Origin of the sequence: Vibrio sp. nBUS_14, assembly GCF_051201655.1 — a bacterium.
GTDB lineage: Bacteria > Pseudomonadota > Gammaproteobacteria > Enterobacterales > Vibrionaceae > Vibrio.
In genome coordinates, this window is record NZ_CP179207.1 from 330,127 (window position 1) to 349,318 (window position 19,192).

18 protein-coding genes are annotated in these 19,192 nt (G+C 45.3%); 16 read left to right on the plus strand and 2 right to left on the minus strand.

Annotation, left to right across the window (positions count from 1 at the left end; translation table 11 throughout):
- Positions 1–18 precede the first annotated feature (18 nt).
- The 6 genes from hppD to ACMAZD_RS19055 all read left to right on the plus strand — a co-directional run bounded on the left by hppD (position 19) and on the right by ACMAZD_RS19055 (position 8,586).
- A complete protein-coding gene (gene hppD, locus ACMAZD_RS19030) occupies positions 19–1,092 on the plus strand; it encodes a 4-hydroxyphenylpyruvate dioxygenase (protein ID WP_435250181.1) in 1,074 nt (357 codons plus the stop codon).
- A complete protein-coding gene (locus tag ACMAZD_RS19035; RefSeq protein WP_435250182.1) occupies positions 1,085–2,245 on the plus strand; it encodes a homogentisate 1,2-dioxygenase in 1,161 nt (386 codons plus the stop codon). Before hppD ends, ACMAZD_RS19035 begins: the two co-directional genes overlap by 8 nt.
- Before the next feature lie 9 nt (positions 2,246–2,254).
- Complete coding sequence (locus ACMAZD_RS19040; RefSeq protein WP_435250183.1) at positions 2,255–3,292, plus strand: fumarylacetoacetate hydrolase family protein; 1,038 nt, start codon at positions 2,255–2,257, stop codon at positions 3,290–3,292.
- 37 nt (positions 3,293–3,329) lie between these two features.
- The gene (gene maiA / locus ACMAZD_RS19045; RefSeq protein ID WP_435250184.1) at positions 3,330–4,019 is read left to right on the plus strand and encodes a maleylacetoacetate isomerase; all 690 of its coding nucleotides are present in this window, start codon (positions 3,330–3,332) and stop codon (positions 4,017–4,019) included.
- An 861-nt stretch (positions 4,020–4,880) separates the two neighbouring features.
- Positions 4,881–5,909 carry an IS630 family transposase gene (locus ACMAZD_RS19050; RefSeq protein WP_435247188.1) on the plus strand — a complete coding sequence of 343 codons (1,029 nt, stop codon included), beginning with the start codon at positions 4,881–4,883 and terminating at the stop codon, positions 5,907–5,909.
- A gap of 61 nt (positions 5,910–5,970) precedes the next feature.
- The gene (locus ACMAZD_RS19055; protein WP_435250185.1) at positions 5,971–8,586 is read left to right on the plus strand and encodes a family 20 glycosylhydrolase; all 2,616 of its coding nucleotides are present in this window, start codon (positions 5,971–5,973) and stop codon (positions 8,584–8,586) included.
- Between the two features lie 439 nt (positions 8,587–9,025).
- Here ACMAZD_RS19055 and ACMAZD_RS19060 read toward each other — a convergent pair whose 3' ends face one another.
- Positions 9,026–11,047 carry an acetoacetate--CoA ligase gene (locus tag ACMAZD_RS19060; protein WP_435250186.1) on the minus strand — a complete coding sequence of 674 codons (2,022 nt, stop codon included), beginning with the start codon at positions 11,045–11,047 and terminating at the stop codon, positions 9,026–9,028.
- Between the two features lie 199 nt (positions 11,048–11,246).
- Between ACMAZD_RS19060 and phhA the strand changes: the two genes are divergently transcribed.
- The 4 genes from phhA (at position 11,247) to ACMAZD_RS19080 (ending at position 13,674) form a co-directional block, all read left to right on the plus strand.
- Positions 11,247–12,041 carry a phenylalanine 4-monooxygenase gene (gene phhA, locus ACMAZD_RS19065; protein WP_435250187.1) on the plus strand — a complete coding sequence of 265 codons (795 nt, stop codon included), beginning with the start codon at positions 11,247–11,249 and terminating at the stop codon, positions 12,039–12,041.
- Positions 12,031–12,369, plus strand: coding sequence for a 4a-hydroxytetrahydrobiopterin dehydratase (locus tag ACMAZD_RS19070; RefSeq protein WP_435250188.1), 339 nt, complete (start codon positions 12,031–12,033; stop codon positions 12,367–12,369). Before phhA ends, ACMAZD_RS19070 begins: the two co-directional genes overlap by 11 nt.
- A 282-nt stretch (positions 12,370–12,651) precedes the next feature.
- Positions 12,652–12,861, plus strand: a complete 210-nt coding sequence (locus tag ACMAZD_RS19075) for a DUF3283 family protein (RefSeq protein WP_004732615.1) — start codon at positions 12,652–12,654, stop codon at positions 12,859–12,861.
- A gap of 96 nt (positions 12,862–12,957) precedes the next feature.
- The gene (locus ACMAZD_RS19080) at positions 12,958–13,674 is read left to right on the plus strand and encodes a YebC/PmpR family DNA-binding transcriptional regulator (protein ID WP_004732617.1); all 717 of its coding nucleotides are present in this window, start codon (positions 12,958–12,960) and stop codon (positions 13,672–13,674) included.
- Between the two features lie 127 nt (positions 13,675–13,801).
- On the opposite strand, the gene ACMAZD_RS19085 is transcribed toward ACMAZD_RS19080, so the two are convergent.
- Positions 13,802–14,059, minus strand: coding sequence for a DUF2798 domain-containing protein (locus ACMAZD_RS19085; protein ID WP_435250189.1), 258 nt, complete (start codon positions 14,057–14,059; stop codon positions 13,802–13,804).
- An 82-nt stretch (positions 14,060–14,141) separates the two neighbouring features.
- Here ACMAZD_RS19085 and ACMAZD_RS19090 point away from each other — a divergent pair, with 82 nt between their 5' ends.
- From ACMAZD_RS19090 to tnpC, 6 genes are all read left to right on the plus strand, one after another.
- Positions 14,142–15,041, plus strand: coding sequence for a LysR family transcriptional regulator (locus ACMAZD_RS19090; protein ID WP_435250190.1), 900 nt, complete (start codon positions 14,142–14,144; stop codon positions 15,039–15,041).
- Positions 15,042–15,058: 17 nt separating this feature from the next.
- On the plus strand, positions 15,059–15,934 hold the full coding sequence (locus tag ACMAZD_RS19095; protein WP_435250191.1) for an NAD(P)-dependent oxidoreductase: 876 nt from the start codon (positions 15,059–15,061) through the stop codon (positions 15,932–15,934).
- A 166-nt stretch (positions 15,935–16,100) separates the two neighbouring features.
- A complete protein-coding gene (locus ACMAZD_RS19100) occupies positions 16,101–16,673 on the plus strand; it encodes a TetR/AcrR family transcriptional regulator (RefSeq protein WP_435250192.1) in 573 nt (190 codons plus the stop codon).
- A 266-nt stretch (positions 16,674–16,939) separates the two neighbouring features.
- On the plus strand, positions 16,940–17,251 hold the full coding sequence (tnpA, locus tag ACMAZD_RS19105; RefSeq protein ID WP_016767112.1) for an IS66 family insertion sequence element accessory protein TnpA: 312 nt from the start codon (positions 16,940–16,942) through the stop codon (positions 17,249–17,251).
- The gene (gene tnpB, locus ACMAZD_RS19110) at positions 17,248–17,601 is read left to right on the plus strand and encodes an IS66 family insertion sequence element accessory protein TnpB (RefSeq protein ID WP_016785808.1); all 354 of its coding nucleotides are present in this window, start codon (positions 17,248–17,250) and stop codon (positions 17,599–17,601) included. Before tnpA ends, tnpB begins: the two co-directional genes overlap by 4 nt.
- A 59-nt stretch (positions 17,602–17,660) precedes the next feature.
- Positions 17,661–19,187 (plus strand): IS66 family transposase, encoded by a 1,527-nt coding sequence (gene tnpC, locus ACMAZD_RS19115; protein ID WP_435247148.1) that lies wholly within the window; start codon positions 17,661–17,663, stop codon positions 19,185–19,187.
- Positions 19,188–19,192: the final 5 nt, after the last annotated feature.

Consider the following 19,192-nt stretch of genomic DNA (forward strand, 5'->3'; position numbering starts at 1 on the left):
GGTACAAGGAGAAAGTTCATGGTGGATACATACAACCCGCTTGGCACGGATGGATTCGAGTTTGTTGAATACACGGCCGTTGACCACAAGGGAATTGAGCAACTTAAAGCGCTGTTTGTGTCACTTGGTTTTGCTGAGATCGCCAAGCACCGTTCAAAAGAGGCTTGGCTGTATCGACAAGGTGACATCAACTTTATCGTCAATGAACAGCCTCACAGCCAAGCGGAAGCGTTTGCTAAGGTACATGGGCCATCGGTGTGCGGCATGGCTTTTCGTGTCAACGAAGCAACGGCGGCAATGGAGCAAGCATTCAAGGGCGGTGGTGAAGAGTACAAAACAGAAATAGGGCCGATGGAGTTAAGCATTCCTGCCATTTACTGCATCGGTGAAAGTCTGCTCTATTTTGTGGATCGCTATGGCAAGCAGAGCATCTATGATGTTGACTTTCGATTCTATGATGACGCAGAACAGCGCATGACAGAAGCCAATGTGGGTTTGTATGAAATCGACCACCTCACGCACAACGTGAAGCAAGGCAATATGGATCTGTGGTCTGGTTTTTATGAGCGTCTTGGCAACTTCCGCGAGATTCGCTATTTCGACATTGAAGGCAAGTTGACAGGCCTTGTGAGCCGCGCCATGACCTCACCGTGTGGCAAAATCCGTATCCCTATCAATGAGTCTTCCGACGATAAATCACAAATCGAAGAGTTTATTCGCGAATACAACGGCGAAGGTATCCAACACATCGCACTCGCCACCGATGACATCTACAAAACCGTGAAGACTCTGCGTGATCGCGGCATGGACTTTATGCCAACCCCAGATACCTACTATGAGAAAGTTGACGATCGTGTAAAAGGCCACGGGGAAGACACTGATCTGTTGCGCGACCTGCGTGTTTTGATTGATGGCGCACCGACCAAAGATGGCATCTTGCTGCAAATTTTCACGCAGACGGTAATCGGGCCTGTGTTCTTTGAAATCATTCAGCGTAAAGGCAATGAAGGCTTTGGTGAAGGTAACTTCAAGGCGCTGTTTGAATCGATTGAAGAGGACCAGATTCGTCGAGGAGTATTAGACGATGCATAAATGGATCTCATTTCCTCATCGGGAGGGTGTGTGTTCTAAACAAGCGCACGCCGACTTCCCCGAAGAGGCAATCTATGAGCGAGAAGCCGGCCGAAGTGGTTTCTTCGGCCCTGCGGCTCACTTTCATCACCAACACGCCCCAACAGGTTGGTCGGAGTGGGAGGGCGATTTACGTCCTCGCGCTTTTGATTTTACGCTGGTGGAGAAAGCTAGCCAGATAACCCCTTGGGCGGTGCCTCATCTTTTGCACAACGCAGACTGCAAAATCCGCGTATGGCGCATGGATGAGAAGATGGATTTCTTGGTGCGTAACTCCGACGGTGATGAGCTGCTGTTCATTCATCAAGGCAGCGCCGATCTCTATTGTGACTATGGTCATCTAGCCGTGAGTGAAGGGGATTACGTGATGATCCCGCGCTCGACCAACTGGCGTTTAGAGCCAAGTGAGCCGATGTTCATCTTGATGATTGAGAATACAGACGCGGCTTACTCCCTGCCAGAGAAAGGCATGGTCGGTAATCACGCGGTGTTTGATCTTGCTGTGCTCGACATCCCTTCTATCAACGATCAATTCCGCGCTCAGTATTCAGAAGATCAAACCCAAGTTCAGGTGAAACGCCACGACAAAGTCAGCGTCATCACTTATCCGTTCAATCCATTGGATGCAATTGGCTGGCATGGCGACTTAGCGGTGGTGAAAGTGAATTGGCGCGATATTAGACCGCTGATGTCACATCGCTACCACTTGCCACCTTCTGCGCATACGACGTTTGTTGGCGCAGGTTTTGTAGTGTGCACCTTTGTACCACGCCCGATTGAGAGCGACCCAGGTGCATTGAAAGTGCCGTTCTACCACAACAATGATGACTACGACGAAGTGCTGTTCTATCACGCTGGTGACTTTTTTAGCCGCGACAACATTGAAGCGGGCATGGTGACTTTCCACCCAGCTGGCTTCACTCATGGACCTCACCCTAAAGCCTTCAAGGCGGGTCAGGCACACAAGAAGAAGTTTACCGATGAAGTTGCGGTGATGATCGATACTCGCCATGCGCTGCAGTTCTCTGAGGAACTCGATAGCGTTGAGAACAAAGAATATGTCTACAGTTGGCAAGACTCTGGTTTGAAAGAAATGGCTGACGATAAGAAATAAGGGACAAGGATGAAATTAGCAACCAAGAAAAATGGCACTCGCGATGGTCTATTGATGGTCGTGAGCAAAGATCTCAAACAATGTGTGGCTGCCACTGAAATCTTCCATGCGATGCATCTGGCACCCACCATGCAGGTAGCTTTGGATAACTGGGACAGCGTGGCTTCTCAGTTAGAAGAGTTATACACCTCGTTAAACAACGGGCATGTGACTGGCAGTGAAGTCTTTGCATCTCAGTATTGTGAATCACCTCTGCCACGCGCATATCAATGGGCGGATGGCAGTGCTTATGTAAACCACGTTGAACTGGTGCGTAAGGCTCGTGGTGCTGAAATGCCAGAAAGCTTCTGGGTCGATCCATTAATGTATCAAGGCGGCTCAGATGCCTTTATTGGTCCACGTGACAATATTGAATTTGCCAGCGACGAATGGGGTATCGATTTCGAGGGCGAGGTCGCGATTGTGACCGGTGACGTGCCAATGGGTGCAAGTGCTAAACAGGCGCACGAGTCGATTCGATTACTGATGTTGGTGAACGATGTGTCGCTGCGCGGTTTGATTCCGGCTGAGCTCGCGAAAGGCTTTGGCTTCTTCCAGTCTAAACCGTCTTCGGCGTTCTCTCCGGTTGCGGTAACACCTGATGAGCTTGGCGAACAGTGGAAAGGCAGCAAGGTACATCTACCGTTGATATCGACCTACAACGACCAGCCTTTTGGTTGTCCGAATGCGGGCGTCGATATGACTTTCAACTTTGCTGAACTAGTAGTCCATGCTGCGAAAACTCGCCCACTATCGGCGGGTGCAATCATAGGTTCAGGTACGGTATCGAATAAGCAAGGCACTGACCATGGCACCTCAATTGCCGAGGGCGGAGTGGGTTATTCATGTATTGCCGAAGTGCGAATGATTGAGACGATTCGTGATGGTAAACCTTCGACTCAATTCATGTCGTTTGGTGACTCGATCAAGCTTGAGATGTTCGATGCGGCGGGTGATTCTATTTTTGGCGCGATAGACCAGAAAGTCAGTCAATATCGTCCTCGCTAGTGATAACAACAAGAGTACTGCGTCAGAGAGGAATATTATGGACAAGGGCATCACACTTTACGGTTACTGGCGCTCGTCCGCTGCCTATCGAGTACGTATTGGGTTGAACCTAAAGCAACTCAACTATGAGTCTAAATCGGTGCACTTGGTGCGTAATGGCGGCGAGCAGCATGACCCACAATATCGTGAGCTCAACGCCAGTGCATTGGTGCCCGTGCTGGTGGATGGTGACGTTCAACTCAATCAGTCGCTGGCTATTCTTCAATATCTCGATGAACACTATTTGTGTGAGAGCAGCCCATACACCTTGTTGATTCCAGAGCAAACACCACTGCGCTATCAAGCACTGGCGATGGCGCAGGACATTGCGATGGAAATTCATCCTCTTAATAACCTGCGCGTGTTGCAGTATTTGGAGCGAGAGTTGACGTGCGAGCAAGAAGCAAAAATGGATTGGCTTCACTATTGGATGAGCCAAGGTTTCCGAGCAGTAGAAGAGAAGTTAGCGAAGCACAGAAAAGCACATGGCGACTCAGTGTATAGCCTCACAGATTCGCCTTGCATCGTCGATATTTGCTTAGTGCCGCAAGTCTATAACGCTCTGCGCTTTGATGTTGATATGTCGCCGTATCCGCTGATTAACTCAATTGTTGCAGCGTGTAATCAGTTGCCCACTTTTATTGAGGCGATGCCAGAGAACCAAGCGGATGCGAACGCACCGATGTGAACGGAAACCGCAAGTTTAGCCCCAAATTAAACTGATTGGGTTTAAATTATCGAGGGGAGCATGACCGAGTCGCGATTATTCGGTCATGATACATAGTACTAGTTTGTGCTACTGTTCAAGTTTAATTCGATGTAGGCTCAAGACAACATTAAGGAATCTTTACCTTAATTTTAATATGTAGCCGAACTTTTTGCTTCTTAAAAAATCAAGTACTTTTATCTATTTCGGTAAAACGGCATTATTATTTCGCACTATTTATCTAGTATGTTAATCACTTTGTAATACTCATTGAATAAATTGAACTCTATTGGAATGTTGTTAATTTCTACTGGCAAATTTTTGTTCTGAGTCTTAGGTATTGAGCGGTGTCTATGAATTTTTTATAGGGATACGCATTTCCCTTCCTGGAATATAGCTATCGTTGTTCTCCCTAATCCTGACTGCATAAATATTTCTTTTCGCTTGTCTTCTGCGTTAGTTATTATTTTGGTTAATAAAATGTCAAATAATAAGTAGGGTTGTTACCTTTTAAAGAGTAACTGCGAATTAGTGCCTTTACTTATTTTTATATTTAATTGTGTAGAACATATGTTTGGCTTTTTCATGAGTAGTTAGTATTACTTGGCGGAAAATAGGATTCATGAGTTTTATATAATTTAAGATCTTAATTTTTAAAATAGGTTAGATTTTAAAGGTATAGCATCGTCGCGTTTCTTATTTTCCCTTGTTAATTCTGGATGTGGGCTTGCTTTTAAATATTATTTTTTCGAGTCGGTACACGCTATTTACAAAAATTGCTTTTATACCCGTGATCATTGAAGATGCTTGATTTTCAATGAAATCAGGATCATGCTACTCACCATGAAAATGGTACTAACTCCTGAGCAAAAACAACAACTCGAACAGATGCACAATACTGAGCGTGATCGTCGAGTATGCGACCGTATAAAAGCGGTCTTGCTAGCTTCCGAAAGTTGGAGCCCGCCTATGATCTCTCAAGCCCTTCGTATCCATGAATCTACAGTTGCTCGTCATCTTAGTGATTATGCTCTATCTGAAAAACTTAAACCTGAGAATGGCGGGAGCCAGAGTCTACTTTCTGATACTCAGACGATGCAGCTCATCGAGCATTTGACTGAGAAAACCTATTTTCATACGCGTCAAATCGTTACTTACGTCGAAGCTGAATTCGGTGTGAGCTACACCGTTTCTGGGATTAATAAGTGGTTACATCACCACGGTTTTGCATACAAAAAGCCCAAAGGTGTACCACATAAACTAAAGCCTGAAGAGCAGCAAGCATTTATCGAGTATTACAACGAGGTACTTAAGCCCAAGGATGCGCCTGTACTTTTCATGGACGCCGTTCATCCAACTCAATCAACAAAACTTAGCTGTGGCTGGATCCGTAAGGGACAGGATAAGCTAATTGAAACGACAGGTAGCCGCACTCGAGTGAATCTAATCGGTGCTCTGTCATTGAAAAACATCAGCGCAACGATCACAGATACTTATGAAACGATAGATAGCGAGAGTATTGTTCGCTTCTTTTGGAAACTCAAGAAAGAGCATTATCCACTAGAGCAAACCGTGCATATTGTGCTTGATGGTGCAGCCTACCATCGGTCAGAAATGGTTAGGAATGCGGCAAAAGTACTCAATATAGAGCTTCATTACTTACCCCCATACAGCCCAAACTTAAATCCAATAGAGCGGCTTTGGAAAGTAATGAATGAGCATGTGAGGAACAATGTCTATTTTCCCTCCAAAACAGCATTCACCTCTGCTATCAAAAAGTTTTTCGATGTGACGTTACCAGAAGTTGCAGGCTCACTTGTATCCAGAATTACAGATAATTTTCAGGTACTGATACCTGCATCTTCAAGTTGAAAGGGTATAACCTGCAATTTGCAGTGTAGTGTTTTTACACTTTTTTTGTTAGGTAAAATATATGAAGTATAAACTGTCACTTCTAGCGTTATCGGTTTTAACAGGCTGTACATCTATCCAGGGGGGGAAGAGTATAACTCAAGCTGATGTCGACTATGCGGCCGGGAATATAATAATCAAGCCAGTACTAGTTAAGAATCAGCCAAACGATTGTCCAGACGAGGCTCCGTGGGGGGCTTGTTTCAGACAATCTTTTGAGATTACAAATACTGGTGATAAGAACCCTCATGGTGACATTGAAATTTACTTTGGTAGTTTGTTCTCAATGCTTTCTGAAAGCTCCCTTGAGTTCGATGTGGAGCATATTAATGGTGATTTGCATCGTATAACGATGACTGATGCTTTCGACGGTTTGGCACCAGGAGAGACGAAATCGTTCACGGTTGATTTCCCTTCTTGGATAGTCAGTGATACTGATTTTTTCCCAAATTATTATGTGGCACATGGTGATCTTGAAGCGAAGGTGATCGCTAATACGGTCCCTGTTCAGGTTAATGGTCGCGAGGACATTAGCGCTTTTTCTCAAGGTATTCTACCAACAGAAAACCAGATGAAGCGAACAGCTGGTGACACAGTTGTGAACCCTACTGCTTTGACACGTTTCGATCTAAATGTTGATACTCCTGACACAGGGTTAAGGAGTGTAGATGCCCTAATTTTGCCAACTCCAACATTCATTAAAGAATTAGATGACCGAGTTTTAATAGCTAATGGTATTGTGATCAACTCTATCGATAATGCGCTGCCTTCTGAGCAGGTTTCAGTTTTGAATGCTAACTTTGAACGCCTAAATGTCTCTTCTTCAGGTGAAGTGCTGGTTAATGTATCTGTTAAGCCAGAGCCTGGTAAAATGCCTGGTTCTTATCTCATGAATGTTAATACTGATAGGGTAGAGATTGTAGGTGTCGATAAAGAGGGCGCTTTTAATGCAGTACAGTCCCTAATCTCGCTTATTACCCCTGGTCAAGATACTATTCCGTCTGTGTCAATTGTGGACGAGCCTCGTTATGATTTCCGTTCTGTGCATTTGGATGTCTCACGTAATTTTCATTCAAAGGAGCTTGTTTTTAAGCTGCTTGATCGAATGTCTGCTTATAAATTAAACAAGTTTCATTTCCATTTGTCTGACGATGAAGGTTGGCGTTTAGAGATCAAGGATATCCCGGAACTAACGGATATTGGGTCTAATAGATGTCATGATCTTAAAGAAAAAACTTGTCTATTGCCGCAGCTAGCTTCTGGACCTGACGTGTCAACAAGTGGATCTGGTTACTATACTCGTGATGATTATATTGAAATCCTTCAATACGCTAAGTCACGAAATATCGAGGTGATTCCTTCGATGGATATGCCTGGTCACTCGCGTGCTGCAATTAAGTCAATGGAAGCTCGCTACGACAAATACATGGCTGAAGGTGATACCGTTAAAGCTGAAATGTACTTACTCACTGATCTTAATGATACTACAGAGTACCGTTCTGTTCAGAACTATAACGACAACACTATTAACCCCTGCATAGAATCAAGTTACGCTTTCATAGACAAGGTGATTTTTGAGATTAAGAATCTGCACGCCGAAGCAGGTGTACCACTGGTTGATTATCACGTAGGTGCTGATGAGACTGCAGGTGCGTGGCTTGACTCCCCCGTTTGTCGTAAATTATTCATTGACCCAGACAGTGGGATTGCAAACTTTGATGACCTTGGTAAGCACTTTATTGAGCGAATTTCTCACATTGTTGATCGTCATGGTTTGACCCTTGGCGCTTGGAATGATGGGTTAAACCATGGTGGAATCATGGACCCAACTTCACTTGCTGGTGAGGATACTAAAGCTTGGGTTTGGTCCAACTTATTCTGGGGTGGTGCTGGCTCTTATGATGCATATGCCACAGCTGGTTATGATGTTGTAGTGTCATTGCCAGATACATTGTATTTGGATATGCCTTACGAGGCTGATCCTAAAGAGCGTGGTTATTACTGGGCTACTCGAGAAAACAGCAGTCGAGAAATTTTCAATTTTATGCCTGACAATATTCCTGCGAACATAGAAACGACAGCAGACCGTATGGGGGTTCAGATATCTCATGTCTCTGGACCAAAAACTAAAGAGTTTAAAGGGATTCAAAGTAGTATCTGGTCTGAAACAATTAGAACTGATGCGCAGGTAGAATACATGGCATTCCCACGTCTGTTGGCGACAGCTGAAAGAGCGTGGCATGAAGCGAGTTGGGAGCCAGTACATAAAGAAGGAGTTATGTACAAGACCAATACTCTTGAACATAAAGGTAAGGGTACTAATCATCTAGAGAGTAATATTAGGCAACGCGATTTGGAGTGGATTGTTTACGCAAATAAGGTTGGCTACAAAGAGCTTCCAAAACTTGACCTTGCAGGGATTCAATATCGACTTCCTGTTCCGGGAGGCATGATTAATGGTGGTGTTCTTTCGGCAAATTCGACTTACCCAGGATTAACGATTGAGTATTCGGTTGATGGTGGCGATGTTTGGCTGGAGTACGATGATTCAAATAAACCAAAAGTTTCGGGTGATGTTCGCATTCGTACTATATCGACTACAGGTCGTGCCGGTCGTGACGTGCTGGTGGAGTTCTAGTTGTTTTGTTGTGTAATTCAATGGAGCTAAGTTAAGAAACTACAATCTGATCATTTACGTTTGTTACCTCTTGGCCTTGTATGCCTAGCCCCTCTTTTGATTGGAGGCGTCAATTAGTGCATACAAGCCCCCAGACGTTTTTACTTTCACCACTCGTTTACTAATACATGCGTATTATGTTTGCCAAATACGCCGCAATGGTACTGTGGATCTCTGTTTTAGTTGAGTCTTGTGCCCATTTTAATTTGGGCCTGGGGATAGGAGCTACAGACGTGAAGCGCAAGTCGACAGAATTAGCCAGTTAGATGCCTGTTGGATCAAGCTTAACCTAGAGGTAGGAAATGGGTAAGTTTTGATTGTGATTGCTAGGATATTATAAGGAGAAAAGCCCACTACGTCGTGTTTCGTAGAGGGCTTTTTACATTTCAGTAGGTAAACGTTAAACCGAAATCACACGCATGATCTCATCGAGTACATCAGCATTGGCTATCGCGCCCATGTTCTCAACGGGTTTACCATTCACCACCTGTTTCACAGCCAGCTCCACCAGTTTTCCTGAGCGTGTTTTTGGTAAGTCGCGGATCGCAAATATCTGGCTTGGCACATGTCTTGGTGAACAAGAGGATTTGAGTTTGCTTTTTATGGCTGTCAGTAGCCCTTCATCTAGATCCACACCTTGCTGTAGTTGTACAAACAGCCATATCTGCTCATTGCGGTCGATGTCTTTACCGACTGCGATGGAATCGATTATGCCCTCAATGGTGTTCACTTGTTGATAGATTTCAGCTGTACCAATTCGCACGCCACCGGGGTTGAGTGTGGTGTCGCCTCGCCCATAGAACAGGTAGCCGCCATGTTCGCTCTGTGCGACTTCATCACCGTGATGCCACACATTATCGAACTTATCCCAATAAGTGCTGTGATAGCGCTCTCCGGTGTCATTCCAAAAGCCAACAGGGAAGTTGGGTAGGGAGTTTGTACACACCAGTTCGCCACGTTCATGATTGACCTTTTGACCCGACGAATTGAACACCTTGATGTCGACGCCGAGCCCGGCCTGTTGGCACTCACCGCGATACACAGGCGAGATAGGGTTACCCAACACAAAGCAGCCACAAATATCCGTACCGCCAGAGATAGACGCTAAATGCAGGTCTTGTTTGATGTGTTTGTAAACGTAATCGAACTGCTCTGGGTAGAGCACTGAACCCGTCGAGCACAGTGTTCTTAATTTAGGAAGGTTGTGACTGTCGATCGGTGAGAGTTCCGCTTTCTCAATCGCTTCTAAATACTTGGCTGAGGTGCCAAATGTCGATACGTCAGCACGCTGCGCTAAATCCCATAGAACGTTAGGTTGCGGGTAAACCGGACTACCATCAAAGATCACTAAGCAAGCCCCACTGGCGAGCGCAGAGACGTGCCAGTTCCACATCATCCAACCACAAGTGGTGTAGTAGAACACGTGATCGTTTGGCTTAACATCGCAATGAAGCTGATGCTCTTTTAGGTGGTTGATGATGGTGCCGCCAACAGAATGAATAATGCATTTAGGCTTGCCTGTGGTGCCGGAAGAGTAGAGCACAAACAGCGGCTCATTGAAGCCGACACGAGTAAATCGAAGAGGTTTTGGCTGATAGTGATTAATGATACTGTGCAAGCTTAGAATCGACACGTCATGTTCAAGGTTGTTCTTATTTAAATTATCACTTGGCTTTAAATAACCGATCTGACATACCTGTTTTAGCGCGTTTAAGTGCTCGATGATTTCACGGTTTTTGTCCGTCATATCGAACGTTTTGCCGTTGAAGGTGTAGCCATCACAGGTGAACAGCACCTTGGGTTTCACTTGGCCAAATCGTTCAATCACACTCTCTACGCCAAAATCTGGCGAAGTCGATGTCCAAATCGCACCTAAGCTGGTGGTCGCTAACATCGCTATCACGGTTTGTGGCAGGTAGGGCGTATAAGCAGCAACCACATCACCTTGCCCCACGCCGCTATCAACAAGCCATTGTTGAACGCTAGAGACAGCTTTACACAGGGTTTTCCATGTATAACTCTGTTGTTCGCCACGCTCATTCTCAAACCAAATCGCACGTTCATCCGGCATCTCCTGCGCCAAACGCAGCAAATTTTCGGCGTAGTTTACTTGCGCATTCGGAAACCAAACCGCATCACGATTCGATTTCGGCTGCTGCCAGCGGCTCTCACCTTGAGTTTTGATGTGCTCACCTTCTGCCTTATCAATACAGTTTTGCGAGCCAACCATTCCGCAAAGCTGCCATACGTTATGCCAAAACGTCTCTGGATGTTCCACAGACCATTGATGAAGCTCTGTATAGTTTTGTAATTCCCGCTCGAGTACGCCCTGCTGATCAAGGCTATCCATGAATCGGGTTACGTTGGCGTGTGCGATGCGCTGCTCGCTGGGCTGCCAAACTGACTTATTGCTTTCGTGCATTCCTTTACCTTTAACAAAAAGTTAACGTTTTCAGTCTGGTATTTAGGTTTTACAAAGTCAAAAGATCAGCAAAATAAGGGTGTGGCGGAACTGTGTAAATAAAATGTTACACGACCGCCTGTTTCGAAAAATCGCGCAAATTGGCGCTTATAAGGAGTGGAGATAGGCTTAAAGGGAGACATTCGAAAGGAGGTGTGTAATGACTCAATATCATTCTAAGCCCGTGAGCCAAGAGGGATGGGTTGAGTGGAGCCTCGAAGAAGACGCCATTTGGCACGACTTAGTGAAAAGGCAACTGGACGTCATTAATGACCGCGCATGCGATGCCTATTTGTACGGTTTGACCCTGCTGGATCTGCCATTAGACAGAGTTCCCCAGCTTCCAGAGATAAACAAAGTGCTAAAGGAAACAACAGGTTGGCAGGTTCAGCCTGTGCCTGCGTTGATCGATTTCGACCGTTTCTTTGATTTGCTCGCCAATAAGAAATTCCCAGTGGCGACATTTCTGAGAACGCGAGATGAGTTCGATTATTTACAAGAACCAGATTTCTTTCATGAAATTTTCGGCCATTGTGCCATGCTCACCAATGCCGATTTTGCGACATTCACTGAGCACTACGGGAAACTAGGCCAAGCAGCCACACCTAAACAACGCGCGTATCTTGCCCGTTTGTATTGGTTTACGGTTGAGTTCGGTTTAGTAAAAGAAGGCGATAGGCTGAAAATCTATGGCGGCGGCATTCTTTCGTCTCCAGCGGAAACTATGTATGCGTTGGGAGGGGATTTGGCCGTTCGTGAGCGGTTCGACCTGCAAACCGTGTTAAGAACGCCTTATCGTATCGATATCATACAACCGAAATATTATGTGATTGATGAGCTGTCTGAGCTCTTCAAAATCAGTCAGGAAAACCTATTGCAGCAAGCTGATCTCGCGATAGACGAGGGGTTACTACCACCACTTTTTGAACCTAAGGAACCAACACATGTTGAATGAAAAAAAATGCGAAGCCTGCCGTATCGACGCGATTGCTCTCAATAAAGATGAGCAACAGTCTTTACTAATGGAATTGTCGGATTGGCAGATCATTGAAAGAGACGGCATCCCGCAGCTTGAGAAGGTGTTTAAGTTTAAGAACTACAAACAAGCATGGGCATTCAGCAACAAAGTGTCAGAGTTGGCAGAAGAAGAATTCCACCATCCTTCGATTTTATTGGAGTGGGGGAAAGTTACCGTCACTTGGTGGAGCCACTCAATCAAAGGCCTACACAAAAACGACTTCATCTGCGCCTCACGCTGCGATGTATTCGCGATGAGTGAATAGTCTTTTGGGCTGGAGAGGTACTTATCGAACCTTTGTGATGTGATTAACTCATTATTCGGCTCATTAGGTGAGTCGAATAATCGCTTAAACGGCTCATAGTATGAGTTGAATAAGCGATACTTTCGCATCATGGGGTGTAACTTCTCTCAAACAAGCTTGACCTGCATCAGTGACTTGCTGCTTTCTCGTCCTACAACCCCCACTATTGCTCATAGTATTGGTTTTATGAGGCTGCTCTATGATATATTTCTCGGCCAAGCGTATTACAGACGAAGGCTAATAATGTCTATCAACCTTTCACTCCTTCCACCCAGTGAGAAAAATAAAATTGAACTGGATAAGCAAGCATCGTTTCTTGTATGGAAGCTGAAGCAAGCGAAATGTGGCCCTGAAGCCATTGTTGAAGAAGCAATGAAGCTAGGTGATCCAGAAGAAAAGGCTTGGTTTGATCAGTCTGTTGAAAAATACAAACGGGTAATGGGTGTCGCATAAACGCAGACAAACCTTACCCAGCAAAGCTGTTGAATTGAAATGACACAGTAATTTGCTAGAATTTGCACCGTTAATTGAATCAGAGAGAAGATCCCGATGGGAAGAAGTTTTGAAGTGCGCAAGGCCTCAATGGCGAAAACTGCAGGCGCAAAAATTAAAGTTTATTCTAAATACGGTAAAGAGATTTACGTACTGGCTAAGAACGGCAGCTCTGACCCAGACATGAACTTACCTCTTAAGCACCTGATTGCTAAAGCGAAGAAAGACCAAGTACCGGCTCACGTTATCGACAAAGCGATCGATAAAGCGAACGGCGGCGGCGGTGAAGACTTCCAACCAGCTCGTTACGAAGGTTTTGGCCCTGGTGGCACAAGCGTAATCGTTGACTGTCTAACTGACAACGGTAACCGTACTTTCCAAGACGTTCGCCAATGTTTCGTTAAAACTGGCGCGAAAATCGGTGTTGAAGGTACTGTTTCTCACATGTTCGCTCACCAAGCTGTATTCCAGTTTGCAGGCGAAGATGACGAGATCATCCTAGAAACGCTAATGATGGAAGACGTAGACGTGACTGACGTTGAGCTAGAAGACGGTGTTATCACTGTATTCGCTCCAACGACTGAGTTCTTCAAAACGAAGACTGCACTTCACACTGCATTCCCTGAGCTAACGCTAGACGTTGAGGAAATCACTTTCGTTCCTCAAACGACTACGCCAGTAGCGGAAGAAGATTCTGAGAAGTTCCAGAAATTCTTAGACATGCTTGATGACTGTGATGATGTTCAGCAGGTTTACCACAACGCTGAGCTGTAATCTTTACAGTAACAACAATTATTAAAAAACCGAGCCTAGTGCTCGGTTTTTTTTATGTCGGTAACCATGATTAAATGCCTTGATCATTGTTCCAGATGTCTTGTTAATAACCTTTGAATTCATGCCCTTAATCTTCACATAAGTTAACTTTAGTTATCGTTTTTGATCTCGGGCGACATAACCATTCCGCGACTTTTCTGACTTGTGGCAATAGGGTTAGGCTCAATGTGAGTGCACACGGCCAAGCAATCAAAAAGCTGTTTAACCAAATTGGTGGCCATGCTTGGCTGAAACCCATCTTATACCCCGAAATGATCCCCGACATCATGATAGCCATGACCAGTGAAGACAGTATTACGGTAACCCAATGAAGTTTGTTGTTCATCCGTTCTCCTTAGTGATTTTATTATTGGAATGCATTAAGGTTACCCCTATCCATAAATGAAAAAATAGGTACATATAGAAGTATGAATTCCATATTTGGAAACATTGATGATCTATTCCTGTTTTGCACTGTTGTGGAAGAGGGCTCTTTGTTGTCGGCATCGAAGCGACTTCAATTGCCTGTGTCGACCATGTCACGTCGGTTAACCGCCTTGGAAGAGCGCTTGAGCATCCGCCTTTTGGAAAAGAAAGGCAGAGAGCTGGTGGCGACTAAAGATGGTGAGGCGGCTTTTGCGGCGCTGAGCAGTGGCATGGAATCCCTGCATCAAGGCTTTAGTAGCCTGCTGGAAGAGCGTGATGCGATTCAAGGCAAGATAAAGCTCGCGGTGCCTCATAACTTCTATAGCGGTTTTCTTCGACCAACGGTTGAGCAATACCTCACTCAGTATCCGAACGTGCAGCTCAATCTCATTTTGAGTCAGCAGCAAGTGGTTCCTGAAACCGATCGTGACTTGCTGATCACGTTTCAAATTTCCGACATGGACGGCATGATTGCGCGGCCACTGTTTACGGCTAAGCACGGCTTTTTTGCGAGCCAAGAGTATTTGGATTCTCGTGATGAGATTAAAAATCTAGACGATCTCGAGCATCAAGAGTGGATTAATGTCGATGATGTGTTTGACATACCACTCTACAAATCCGATCGCTTAGAGCAGATAGTGACGATTAAACCTAAGTTCATCGTTAATGATATTTTTGCCGTTGCGGCCGCAGCGCAAAAGGGGTTGGGTATCGCCTCACTGCCTTTTCGCCATGTTTCTCCGGAAATGAATCTGATTCAAGTGCTTCCTGAGTATCATCGGGGTGATCGCCAAGCGTATTTAGTGTACAAAGAAAGAAAATATCAGCCGAAGGCTTTGACTTTGCTTATCGACACGTTGATTGAGAGCGTTCAGTCATTCCATCACGATGAGCTGAGTTAAATAAAAAGGAGTAAGAAATGAAAGTAAGTTTTATCGGGCTAGGCGTAATGGGTTTCCCAATGGCAGGCCACCTAGTCAAAGCCGGTTTTGAGGTAACGGTATTTAACCGCACTCACAGCAAAGCATTAGACTGGGCTGATAAACACCAAGGTAAAGCTGCTGAGAGCGTAGCTGAATGTGTAGCCGAAGCTGACGTAGTATTGGTTTGTGTCGGCAACGACGACGACGTTCGCAGCATGACAACCAGCGAAACAGGCGCATTGGCAGCGATGAAGCCAAACGCAATTCTTGTCGATCACACTACAACGTCTGCGGTTCTGTCTGAAGAGCTTGAAGTAGCAGCGAAGAAAGCAGGTGTTCGCTTTATGGATGCACCAGTGTCTGGTGGCCAAGCGGGCGCAGAAAACGGCGTGTTAACCATCATGTGTGGTGGCGAACCAGAACTGTTTGACGACCTTAAACCTGTGTTCAAAGCTTACGGTAAGTCGTCGGTTCTGATGGGGAAAGTCGGCCAAGGCCAACGCGCGAAAATGGTTAACCAGATCTGCATCGCGGGTGTATTGAACGGCTTATCTGAAGGCTTGGTGCTTGCTGAAAAATCAGGTTTGGATATCCCAACTCTGGTTGATTGCCTTAAAAATGGCGCTGCTGGCTCATGGCAGATGGAAAACCGCGCAACCACAATGGCGCAAGACAAGTTCGATTTCGGTTTTGCAATTGATTGGATGATCAAAGACTTAGGCTTCTGCCTAGATGAAGCAGAGCGCCAAGGCATTCAACTTCCATTGACGGAAAAGACCAACAACGCATACAAGGCACTGTCTGCGCAAGGTGAAGGTCGCATGGATACTTCAGTGTTGATGAAAGCCGTGGTTGAAGAGACAAAGAAGTAGAAAATAGAAGCTTAGTTTAGATAACTAAAAATAGCCGCTGATTAGCGGCTATTTTTTCGCCCAACCACACTCGAACTTTACAACCTCTTGAAATCCATACCTACTGATAGATAGGCGAGACCTGTGAATTATGTTATATTCCCCTTAAAATATAGGTGGAATTAACATGAAAGAACTTAATCCAACGGCAGAAAAGATCGTCGATTTAGCTGAAAGTTATATGCAAAGCCGAGGTTTTAATGGCTTCAGTTTTCGCGATATTCAAAATGAGCTTGGGATAAAGACTGCGAGTATCCATTATCATTTCAAAACGAAACAAGACCTGGCTCAAGTGGTATTTGAACGTTACCTTGCGAATTACGAAGTTGCGTTAAAGCGTATCGAGAGTCAAGACATCTCTGCTGAAGGTAAAATTGAAGCATTAGCCGACATTTTTGTTGATGTACGCGAGAACAATAAACTGTGCCTATGTGGTATGTATGCCTCTGATTTTTATTTTTTAGCGGATGGCTTGGAAAGCCTATTGACTAAATTTGTTCAAATCAATGAAGATTTTATTCGCAAAAGCATAGAGCAGGGGATTGCGAGCGAACACTTTCGTTCTGGAGTAGAAGCTACTCAAGCGGCGAGGCTAATTTTTGTCGCCTTGGAAGGGGGGATTTTACTGTCTCAATTCAAGGACACTGACTATATCCGTTCGGTGAAAGCCAGCTGTTTAAACATTCTGAAGGCGTTATAGTTTATCGACCAGATTGATACGGTGCAGTATAGCAATAGGCTTTGTAAGAGGCATTCTTATTGCGCTGTAGATATGTAGGACACAGCGCCACTCAAAAGAGATTGTTGTTTTGAAAGCGAGGCTTAGCACTCGCTTTTTTTATGTCTAAAAAATGAGCATTGGACAAACATTCGTAATGGATTTGACGTAAGCGCGTCATAAACCCCGCATTCTAATCGCCTAGCGCGAAGAATAAGATCAAGTCTCCAACCATAAGGAGATTTGAAATGGGAAAACGACACACTAATCAAGAATGGCAAACGCTCATCGAGCAATCTGAATCGAGTTCATTGTCAACGCTTGCATTTTGTAAGCTAAATGAACTCAACCCCTCGACGTTTTACGCTAAGCGCCAGCAACTCAAAAAAGCAGATGTCTCTCAAGGCTTTGTACGGGCAGAGATCGTCGAAAAGACAACGAAATATCAAGCTCAAATAGCCACCGCTAACATGACACTTCTCATCAATGATGTGGAGTTGAGCATTCCTCAAGGCACGCCCGCTACCTACCTGGCAGAACTCATTGGAGCCTTGTCATGAAACATATGCTCAGCGCACCAGAGATTTATCTGTATCGTGAGAGTGTCGATTTTAGAAAGTCCATCAATGGCCTCGCGGCGATTATCGAAAGTGACACCGATTTACCCTTGGGAAGTGGCGCACTGTTCCTGTTCACCAATAAACAGCGCGACAAAATCAAAGTGCTGTACTGGGATAAAACTGGCTTTGCGCTTTGGTATAAACGTCTTGAAAAAGCCAAGTATAAATGGCCTACAAAAGAGAAAAATGAAGTGTTTACCCTGACTCAATTCGAGCTTGATAGACTGCTTTCTGGCTTCACGATTATCGGCCATAAACCCGTTCAAATAAACGATTTTACAATGACTTAATCGATAATAAAGCCTTATCTACCAAGCGTAAATGGTATGATTTTAGTATAATCAATGCCATGAAAAAGACGCCAGATATCAACCCAGAAAGCCAAGATGTTGCCAAGCTACAAGCGATGGTGAAAGCGCTGATGGCGTCAGAAAACCAATGGAAACAAGAGCGTCAATCTCTGCTTGAGCAACTCAAACTTGCTTTCGACCGCCAGTTCGCAAAACGCTCGGAGGCGTTAAAGCCTTACGATGAATCTCAAGGTGACCTCTTCAACGAAGTGGAATGTGAAGCCGCTAAGGGAGAGGTGGTTGAGGTAACAACGACCACAACGAAGAAGCGTGGTAAACGCAAGCCACTTCCAAAGACTTTGCCTCGTGAGGTTATCGAACTCGATTTAGACGACCATGAAAAACAGTGTGCATGCTGCCAACATAGTCTGCATAAAATCGGTGAAGACCGCAGTGAGAAACTTGAGTTCTCACCAGCCGTGCTCAAAGTGCTGGAATATGTTCGTCCTAAGTATGCTTGTCGTCAGTGCGAGCAAACTGAAGACAAAAGCCACATCGTTCAAAAGCCAGCGCCCCAGAGCATCATCCCTAAAAGCTTCGCGACAGAAAGCTTGCTAGCCAACATCATCCTTGGCAAATATCAATACGCAATGCCACTGTACCGCCAAGAGTCGCTGTTTACCCAGTCGGGTATCGAGCTATCACGAACCACGATGGCAAGGTGGGTTATCCAAGTCAGTGAGAAGTTCACACCGCTGTATGCGGCCTTGAAAGAGCATCTACTCCAACAAGTGGTGGTTCAGGCAGATGAAACGCCGCTCAATGTCCTCAAAGAAGATAAACAGTGTTATATGTGGCTCTACTGCTCGGGCGCAGACTCGCCCGACGCTGCACTGCCGAATGTAAAGAATATCGCCTTGTACGACTATCAAAACAGTCGCGCGAGGGCATGCCCTGTTGCCTTCTTGGGGGATTACAGTGGTTATCTGCAAACCGATGGCTATGGTGCCTATGATGGTCTTCATCACGTAACCAATGTTGGTTGCTTGGCACATGCACGGCGTAAGTTCATGGATGCTAAGAAGCTTCAAGGTAAAGGTAAGTCAGGCAAAGCAGATAAAGCGCTAGCCAAAATCCAGAAGCTCTATGGGATAGAATCGCGCTTAAGAGGTGCGACTGTCGAAACACGAAAAGCAGAACGTCAACTGCATGCCAAGCCGATACTGGATGAGCTGTACGAGTGGATGACGACTCAACAAGTGCTAGCGTCTAGCTCGCTGGGCAAGGCGATAAAATACACGCTCGGCCAATGGCCGAAACTTATCCGCTATATCGATGACGGTCATTTATCTATCGATAATAATCGTGCTGAACGCGCCATTAAACCGCTGGTCATTGGCAGAAAAAATTGGCTCTTCTCGAACACACCAAATGGTGCTGATGCGAGCGCGATGCTTTACAGCATCGTCGAGACGGCGAAAGCCAACGGCCTTATCCTCTACGACTACATGGTCAAGTGCATGAAAGAGCTTGCGAAAGCTGAGCCTGATATCGATGCGCTCCTACCTTGGAACTTCAAACATTAACAACA

Excerpts from the sequence above, each read along its gene's own strand:
- hppD (WP_435250181.1), top strand. The coding sequence starts at position 19 with ATGGTGGATACATACAACCCGCTTGGCACGGATGGATTCGAGTTTGTT.
- ACMAZD_RS19035 (WP_435250182.1), top strand. The coding sequence starts at position 1,085 with ATGCATAAATGGATCTCATTTCCTCATCGGGAGGGTGTGTGTTCTAAA.
- ACMAZD_RS19040 (WP_435250183.1), top strand. The coding sequence starts at position 2,255 with ATGAAATTAGCAACCAAGAAAAATGGCACTCGCGATGGTCTATTGATG.
- maiA (WP_435250184.1), top strand. The coding sequence starts at position 3,330 with ATGGACAAGGGCATCACACTTTACGGTTACTGGCGCTCGTCCGCTGCC.
- ACMAZD_RS19050 (WP_435247188.1), top strand. The coding sequence starts at position 4,881 with ATGAAAATGGTACTAACTCCTGAGCAAAAACAACAACTCGAACAGATG.
- ACMAZD_RS19055 (WP_435250185.1), top strand. The coding sequence starts at position 5,971 with ATGAAGTATAAACTGTCACTTCTAGCGTTATCGGTTTTAACAGGCTGT.
- ACMAZD_RS19060 (WP_435250186.1), bottom strand. The coding sequence starts at position 11,047 with ATGCACGAAAGCAATAAGTCAGTTTGGCAGCCCAGCGAGCAGCGCATC.
- phhA (WP_435250187.1), top strand. The coding sequence starts at position 11,247 with ATGACTCAATATCATTCTAAGCCCGTGAGCCAAGAGGGATGGGTTGAG.
- ACMAZD_RS19070 (WP_435250188.1), top strand. The coding sequence starts at position 12,031 with ATGTTGAATGAAAAAAAATGCGAAGCCTGCCGTATCGACGCGATTGCT.
- ACMAZD_RS19075 (WP_004732615.1), top strand. The coding sequence starts at position 12,652 with ATGTCTATCAACCTTTCACTCCTTCCACCCAGTGAGAAAAATAAAATT.
- ACMAZD_RS19080 (WP_004732617.1), top strand. The coding sequence starts at position 12,958 with ATGGGAAGAAGTTTTGAAGTGCGCAAGGCCTCAATGGCGAAAACTGCA.
- ACMAZD_RS19085 (WP_435250189.1), bottom strand. The coding sequence starts at position 14,059 with ATGAACAACAAACTTCATTGGGTTACCGTAATACTGTCTTCACTGGTC.
- ACMAZD_RS19090 (WP_435250190.1), top strand. The coding sequence starts at position 14,142 with ATGAATTCCATATTTGGAAACATTGATGATCTATTCCTGTTTTGCACT.
- ACMAZD_RS19095 (WP_435250191.1), top strand. The coding sequence starts at position 15,059 with ATGAAAGTAAGTTTTATCGGGCTAGGCGTAATGGGTTTCCCAATGGCA.
- ACMAZD_RS19100 (WP_435250192.1), top strand. The coding sequence starts at position 16,101 with ATGAAAGAACTTAATCCAACGGCAGAAAAGATCGTCGATTTAGCTGAA.
- tnpA (WP_016767112.1), top strand. The coding sequence starts at position 16,940 with ATGGGAAAACGACACACTAATCAAGAATGGCAAACGCTCATCGAGCAA.
- tnpB (WP_016785808.1), top strand. The coding sequence starts at position 17,248 with ATGAAACATATGCTCAGCGCACCAGAGATTTATCTGTATCGTGAGAGT.
- tnpC (WP_435247148.1), top strand. The coding sequence starts at position 17,661 with ATGAAAAAGACGCCAGATATCAACCCAGAAAGCCAAGATGTTGCCAAG.